At 41.7% G+C, this 7,689-nt stretch carries 6 protein-coding genes; all 6 read left to right on the forward strand.

The genetic code is table 11. From position 1 onward, the window contains the following. Positions 1 to 230 precede the first annotated feature (230 nt). Positions 231 to 1,091 (forward strand): AAA family ATPase, encoded by an 861-nt coding sequence (locus tag D0T85_RS18620; protein ID WP_163215036.1) that lies wholly within the window; start codon positions 231 to 233, stop codon positions 1,089 to 1,091. Next, positions 1,088 to 2,992: a hypothetical protein gene (locus D0T85_RS18625; protein WP_163215037.1), complete on the forward strand. Its 1,905-nt coding sequence runs from the start codon at positions 1,088 to 1,090 to the stop codon at positions 2,990 to 2,992. Before D0T85_RS18620 ends, D0T85_RS18625 begins: the two co-directional genes overlap by 4 nt. Before the next feature lie 119 nt (positions 2,993 to 3,111). Next, positions 3,112 to 3,804 carry a Crp/Fnr family transcriptional regulator gene (locus D0T85_RS18630; protein ID WP_163215038.1) on the forward strand — a complete coding sequence of 231 codons (693 nt, stop codon included), beginning with the start codon at positions 3,112 to 3,114 and terminating at the stop codon, positions 3,802 to 3,804. An 87-nt stretch (positions 3,805 to 3,891) separates the two neighbouring features. Next, on the forward strand, positions 3,892 to 5,121 hold the full coding sequence (locus D0T85_RS18635; RefSeq protein WP_163215039.1) for a 3-phosphoshikimate 1-carboxyvinyltransferase: 1,230 nt from the start codon (positions 3,892 to 3,894) through the stop codon (positions 5,119 to 5,121). A gap of 40 nt (positions 5,122 to 5,161) precedes the next feature. Then, complete coding sequence (locus D0T85_RS18640) at positions 5,162 to 5,695, forward strand: discoidin domain-containing protein (RefSeq protein ID WP_239060765.1); 534 nt, start codon at positions 5,162 to 5,164, stop codon at positions 5,693 to 5,695. A gap of 272 nt (positions 5,696 to 5,967) precedes the next feature. Next, positions 5,968 to 7,419, forward strand: coding sequence for an alpha-L-fucosidase (locus tag D0T85_RS18645; protein ID WP_163215040.1), 1,452 nt, complete (start codon positions 5,968 to 5,970; stop codon positions 7,417 to 7,419). The last annotated feature ends 270 nt before the right edge of the window (positions 7,420 to 7,689 follow it).

Genomic DNA, 7,689 nt, shown 5'->3' on the forward strand with positions numbered 1-7,689 from the left:
TTTTAAACTTCTGGGAGGAGATAAATTTTAGTGTTTGGGGTTCAGTTAGAGATTGAAATTTTGAAACGCTGAGTTACGCTAAGTTACGCGGAGTTTTAGTTTTCCTGCGGCATCGAAATAAAAACTCTGCGTAACTCCGCGTAACTTAGCGTTTCAATTCCAATCTGATTTGAACCAAAACTATGAAGCATGAATGCACGTTATAGCAAAAAGTATTATCTTTGGTGGTTATGAAAAATAAAACAACCCAAATAGCCAAAAGCCTTACCCAAAAGCCCAAAGGTCTCTTCATATCCGATTTAAAGTGGAAGTTCCTGTATTATTGTGTGTTGTATGGTAAAAACACCTTGATAACCGGTCCCGCTGGAAGCGGTAAAACAATGACCATAAGACATTTAGCAAAATCGTTTGAAAGTACCCGGCAGTTTTTTTATATAAACTGTGGAGCCTCGCAAGACCCTCGTTCCACTTTCATTGGCAATACCCACTACAATCAGGAAACAGGTACCTTCTTCTCTCAATCCTATTTTGTAAAAGCAATACAAATTCCTGATTCCATCATCATGCTCGATGAGATTTCACGCGCTCACCCCGAGGCATGGAACATTCTGATGTCGGTGTTAGATGTTAACCAACGTTATCTCCGTTTGGATGAAGAAGTAGATTCACCAACCATCCGGGTAGCCGATGGAGTAACCTTTATGGCAACAGCCAATATTGGGAATGAATATACCTCCTCGCGAATCATGGACAAAGGACTATTAGACCGTTTCACCCATATCGAAATGGAATTGCTTGGAGTAGAGGAAGAAGTAAGACTTCTCCGCCAGAACTATCCGGACCTACCCCCCGACGCAGTAGATATCATTGCGCAAATAGCCGATAAAACGCGCAAAGAACTATACTCCTATAACCCCCGACTTTCTTTTGCCATCTCTACCCGGCAAACACAGGAGTTGGCACACCTCATTCAAAACGGATTCTCGGTGCAGGAAGCTGCTGAAATACTTATTTATCCATCCTACGACCCCACAGGGGGAAACGACAGCGAACGAACCTTTATTAAACAACTGGTACAGAAATATTTTTGAAAGATAACAAACAACTTTCGGACTATTGGTTAGAAGATGATGATTATGAATTATCTAACCTCTACACCCTCCTTAAACTTCAGGGGGCGGTTACTAACTTTGTAAAAATTATCTCAGGTCGTGATATTCCGGTAGAGTTTCAGTATGGCAACGAGAAGTCTAGTTTGAAGCGGATTATCATTCCGGCTAAACTTACTAATATAGATGCTACCGTAGGAGTGGCCATTCACGAAACAATGGCTTTACTCTATACCAAAAAGTGGTGTATGTCTCGTTTTATCGATTTATTGAACGACAATTATTTGTCGGAACACACCGGCTATCCTGAGTTGATAACCTCTGCCGCCCGATACAAATTTAAAGGTATTATTCGTGGAGAACTGGAATTAATTTTCCAAATGCTTGAGTATTGGCGACTCGACGATCTGGCCATTCAACTATCTCCCGGCTACAAAGGATACATTACTACTGCCTACAAAGAAGTGCTGCGCCCCGAAGACACTTTGGCCGACATCGAAGTACTTTTTAAAATAGAAACAAACAACCATCGTCATTTTCATTTCAAACGTCGTGCTTTATTCTTTGTTTTCTTTTCGCTCATACAAAGCAGCAAACACTTTTCGGGGTCGATAAAGGGATATTTACCCTCTTGGATTACCAACGATGTGTATTATTTAAAGCTTATACAGTTAGTTGATATCAATAACCTTTCACGCTTGAAAAGTACGGAAGATACAGTAGAACTTTCTATCTGCATTTGGGAATGGATAAACCGATATGCTGCCGAAACCTATCAGATTGATTATTTGCTCTTTGCTGTTAAAGACGACGACTCTCCGATGGATGCCTACACCGAAAAAGTTTTTACCAGATCGGAAGAACTGGCAGATAGCATCAGTCGTGCTCTTGCACAAGAAAATCCCAAAGAAAGCATATCGGATGAAGAACGGAAAAAGCTTAAACTGCTGTCGGCCCGTAATTCATCGGCCGACTATACTACTACCTATAAAGGTAGAAAGGTGAAAACTGTGGTGATAGAGCATTTTACCCACAACCTATTGGCTACGAAAGATTTGGATTTTCTTGATGTTGCCAACACGTATGAAACAGAAAAAACAATTGTGGCCGGCATTCGTCTGGGTAAACAGTTAGCTCGCCGCATAGCTTTCCGAAACAACTCCCGGTCTACGCATTATACCCGTTTAACCAAAGGAAACCTGGATGGACGGCTCTTGCACACGCTTGCTTATGGCAACGAAAAGATTTTCTGCGAAAACCGGAACGAGTCGTTTCCTTCCATGAATTTTCATATCTCTATTGATGGCTCTTATTCTATGGGGCAGAGTTGTTTTTTGCAAAGTATTAAAAACGCTGTTGCACTGGCCAAGGTAGGGCAATTGACCCACAATCTGGATATAGTAATTTCCTTCCGTTACCACACAAAAGTGAATAACAATAATTGCCCTCTATTATTAATTGCGTATGATAGCAGGGTAGATAACTTCTCTAAAATAACCCAGTTATTTAAATATTTGAAAGCGGCTGGTCCCACAGCCGAAGGATTATGCTACAATGCCATAGCCAGTCAGATAGAAAAAAGAAGGCTCCCCGGCGAAGTCAGCTATTTTATCAATCTGTTCGACGGTATGCCTACTTTCCTGTTAGATGAAGATTGCGTGTACGAAGGCCAACCCGCCTTTGACCATACCCGGATAGAGGTTCAGCGCATGAGGAAAAAGAAAATCCGCGTTCTTTCTTATTTTATTGTAGAGAAAAAATGGGTGACGGATAACTTTAAAAACATAGAATATATGTATGGCAATGATGCCCGAAAGATCAATATGAATGATCTGTCGGAGTTGGCAAGGACTATTAATGAGATGATTAGGAAAGGAGAATAGCATTACTCAGTGACTAAATATTCAAATAATAATAAAAAAACCAAAAAAGAAGAACAAAGTACTAACAATACACATCAATTATTGTTACATTTGTTTATATAATAAACGTTAGAGAACAGATGAATACAATGTTTAGCACTTTGTTGCAATTACCACTATTCCAAGGGTTGAGTCAGGAAGACTTCACAAACATACTGGGGAGAGTAAGGCTACACTTTTCCAAACATAAAGAGGGCGAAATTATTATTCATGAAAAAGAACCTTGTACCAAACTGGTTTTTCTTTTGCAGGGAGAAATTACTGCCACTACCATATCGGAGGACAAAACTTTTTCTTTGGCCGAGAAATTTCAAGGACCTTATTTAGTTGAGCCCTATTCTCTTTTTGGAATGAATACTAATTACCGCTCTACATATACCGCTTCGTCGAATATTGGTATGGTGAGCATTGATAAAATCTTTATTCTGAAAGAATTGTTTAAGTACGAGATATTCAGGTTGAATTTTGCCAATATGATTTGCAGCAAAATACAATCGTTCTATAAAAAAACATGGAACCTCGCTCCGGAAAGTGTGGAAGACAAAATTGTACGTTTCGTTTTAACACTCATTGAAAAGCCGGAAGGCGAGAAATCTATTAAAATAAGAATGGAAGATTTGGCCCGCCATGTAGACGATACCCGATTAAATGTATCGAAGGCCTTGAACGATTTACAGGAAAAGGGCTTGGTTGAATTAAATCGAAAAGAAATCTTTATTCCAAATGGTTTATCATTACTGGAACGAAAGAAACCGGAACCAGAGCATACTTAAATTCAATAATCAGCTACGAGTTACAAGTTATGGGTTGAAGCAACACACATAACAAGTAGCTCGTAACTTGTAATATTATTCGTAATAATGCAATACAAATTATCATTCCCCAAAGCTATACAAACAACTATTCAGTTGCCCTCTTCAAAAAGTATAAGTAACCGTGCATTGATAATAAATGCGTTGGCTAAAGGAACCATCCCTCCCAGTAATCTTTCCGATTGTGATGATACCTGCGTTATGATAAAGGCCCTTTCCGGTCATCACGACATTGTGGATATTATGGCTGCCGGTACCAGTATGCGGTTTCTGACGGCATATTTCAGTGTTACCCCCGGCGCTCGTATTATTACCGGAACAGAAAGAATGAAGCAGCGCCCCATCCGTATTCTTGTAGATGCGTTGCGCCAACTGGGTGCCGATATTGAATATGTTGAAAACGAAGGGTATCCACCTTTGCGCATAACCGGAAAGGAACTAACCAAAAATGAAATATCCTTGCCGGGCAATGTTAGCTCGCAATACATCTCGGCCTTGTTAATGATTGCCCCAGTACTAACAAACGGATTAAACATATTCCTCACCGGAGAAATTATATCGTTACCTTACATCAACCTCACGCTGCAACTGATGAAAGAATTTGGAGTTGAGGCTGTGTGGCACTCGGAGAATAGCTTGCAGATAGCACCACAAACATACACCAGCATTCCTTATACAGTAGAGAGTGATTGGAGTGCGGCTTCTTACTGGTATCAGATTACTGCACTGGCCGATAAAGCAGAAATTATTCTGCCCGGATTACTATCTGATAGTTACCAAGGCGATCATCGTGGAGCCGAGGTGTTTGAAAAGCTGGGAGTAAAAACAACTTTTACCAAAGAAGGAGTATTACTTACCAAAAAGCAGACCCCGGTTGATAGGTTGGAAGAAGACTTTTCGGATATCCCCGATCTGGCACAAACATTTGCTGTTACTTGTGCATTGCTGAATATTCCGTTCCGGTTTACCGGATTGCAAACATTAAAAATTAAAGAAACCGATCGCATATCTGCTTTAATAGCCGAACTGGCAAAATTAGGATATGTATTGAAGGACGAAGACGATTCTATCCTGATTTGGAACGGCGAACGAACCGCCCAACAGAACATTCCTATTATAAAAACTTACGAGGATCATCGCATGGCAATGGCCTTTGCACCCGCTGCAATGTATTACCCGGAAATAAGGATAGACGAACCACAGGTTGTTACCAAATCGTATCCCGGGTTCTGGAATGATTTGCAAAAAGCGGCAGTCGAAATAAACCATAATTCATAAAAGTTGCCCGGAATTAGGGGTTATTGGGATAAGTTTTTTATTGCCTGTAAGTATTACAAGTGTAGAAGGAGCCGATGCTGATAAATGCTGCCAAACTATTTATTTCATTCTGCGCGGTGCTATGGATGCCAGCAACATGGTATTGTTAGACCGCAGTAAATGGGAAGTATTGGAAGCCTCGTCCGAAGAGCCACGCGAAGGCGAATGGGGCAACAGCGGATTGAAAGAAGCATGTATTGATGGCGACAACAGATCGTTCTGGGGTTCGGCATGGAGTGATAGCCATCCACAACCACCACACTGGATTATTATTGATATGAAAGAAAAAGTGGAAGCACAGGGACTTTCTATCCGTGCTCGTCGCGAAGGATACGATGCTGCCAAAGAACTAACAGTAGAAGTAAGTGACGATAACGAGAACTGGACAGTAGCTGCCAAGATCAAAGATATCACTGCACAAGGAGAATTCCGTGCATTCTTTCCCGAACCTGTAACTGGCCGTTACCTGAAAGTAACAATCACAGCAGTAAGCGGAGGCCCGCATGTAACCGTAAGTGAACTGGCTTTGTTTTAAGTTGCCAATCTATTGGCTTTGATATGCCAATAGATTAACGTTGATATGCCAGTAGATTTTGATCATTAACACCCGGGTGTTAGGTTTGTGAAGACCCGGGTGTTGACGCACTGAACACCCGGGTGTTCAATACCTGAAGACCCGGGTGTTAACAAACTGAAGACCCGGGTGTTCACAAACCAAAAAAACTGCATTTTGTATTGTAATCGAGTGATATTATAACTAAAATCAATAACCAAAATAACTAAAATCAATAACCAAATAACTAAAACATGAACATCAGGAAACTAACAACAATGGCAGCTTTTGCCGCACTAACAATTCCTTTGGTGGCACAAAAAGCCCCCGAACCAGCGGGACTTACACCCAATTCTCGCCAGATTGAATGGTATAACCGCGAAATGATTGCTTTCTTTCACTTCGGTATCAACACCTTCGAAGATTTTGTAAACGAAGGAGATGGAAGGGCAAATACAGCCATCTTCAATCCTACTGCATTGGATTGTGGACAATGGATGCGTACATTGCAAGCCGCAGGAATCCCCAGTGCTATCCTTACTGCCAAGCATGCCGACGGATTTTGCCTGTGGCCCAGTAAGTACACCGACTATTGTGTAAAGAACTCAACATGGAAAGACGGCAAAGGAGATGTTGTCCGTGAGTTTGTTGATGCTTGCGAAGAATATGGAATCAAAGCGGGAATCTATTTAGGACCGCACGACCGTTACGAACATCTTTCACCACTTTATAACACCCAGCGATATAAAGATTACTACGGACATCAACTAAACGAACTGATGAGCGATTACGGAAAGATTTGGGAAACCTGGTGGGACGGCGCCGGTGCCGATGAATTGACTACCCCTATCTATACTCATTGGTATAACATTGTACGCTCTAAACAACCGGATTGCGTAATATTCGGAACCAAAAACTCTTACCGCTTTGCTGATGTACGCTGGATGGGTAACGAAGCCGGACACACTGGCGATCCTTGTTGGGCTACTACCGATTCAATTAGCATTCGCGATGAAGCCGCCCATTATCAAGGATTAAACGAGGGATTCTTTGGAGGCGATGCCTATGTACCTGCCGAAACAGATGTATCTATTCGCCCAAGTTGGTTCTATCATGAAGAAGAAGATAACCGCGTAAAGAGTGTTCAGGAACTATGGGATATTTACTGTACATCTGTTGGTCGCAACAGTGTTCTGCTTATAAACTTTCCTCCCGATCGCCGGGGATTACTGCACAGTACAGACTCCTTGCATATGGCTTTACTTAGAAAGGGGCTCGACGAAACATTCGGTACCAATCTGCTCAAAGGTTCTAAAGTAAAAGCAAGCAATGTGCGTGGTAATAAGTTCAAAGCCGAAAATATGCTCGACACAGATAAAACCACTTATTTTGCAACAAGCGATTCGCACAAAACAGCCAATGTAGAATTTGCACTTCCACGTCAAACAGAATTCGACTGTGCCATGATACAAGAAGTTATCGAACTGGGACACCGTACCAACAAATGGAGCATTGAATATTCCAATGATGGCAAAAACTGGACAGCTATACCCGAAGCTACCAATAAGCAATCAATAGGTTACAAATGGATTGTACGCTTTGAACCTGTAAAAGCCCGTTATGTACGTTTGAATATTCAAGACGGTAGGGCCTGTCCGGCAATTCATACGTTTGGGGTTTATAAGCAATCAAGTATCTTAAAGTAATCTTTAAACAGTCTCCTTCCAGAGTTCTGAAACATGGAGGCCAACGGCCTCTGTGCAGTAGCGTAGGGCAAAGCCCTACGTATCAGTACAACAACACACTGACCCCAACGGGGTCAACCTTAAATACATTGTGTTGACCCCGTTGGGGTCACAATACAATATTATTTGCCAACGTAGGGCTTTGCCCTACGCTACGTGCGCCCCGCATGAGCAGCGCGCACTTGCGTGCAAGCTATTAAAAAGCCGCAAATATACAAATGATTTGTGTTA

Origin of the sequence: Bacteroides sp. 519, from assembly GCF_010500955.1 — a bacterium.
Classification (GTDB): Bacteria; Bacteroidota; Bacteroidia; order Bacteroidales; family Bacteroidaceae; genus Bacteroides.

Excerpts from the sequence above, each read along its gene's own strand:
- D0T85_RS18630 (WP_163215038.1), top strand. The coding sequence starts at position 3,112 with ATGAATACAATGTTTAGCACTTTGTTGCAATTACCACTATTCCAAGGG.
- D0T85_RS18635 (WP_163215039.1), top strand. The coding sequence starts at position 3,892 with ATGCAATACAAATTATCATTCCCCAAAGCTATACAAACAACTATTCAG.
- D0T85_RS18645 (WP_163215040.1), top strand. The coding sequence starts at position 5,968 with ATGAACATCAGGAAACTAACAACAATGGCAGCTTTTGCCGCACTAACA.
- D0T85_RS18620 (WP_163215036.1), top strand. The coding sequence starts at position 231 with ATGAAAAATAAAACAACCCAAATAGCCAAAAGCCTTACCCAAAAGCCC.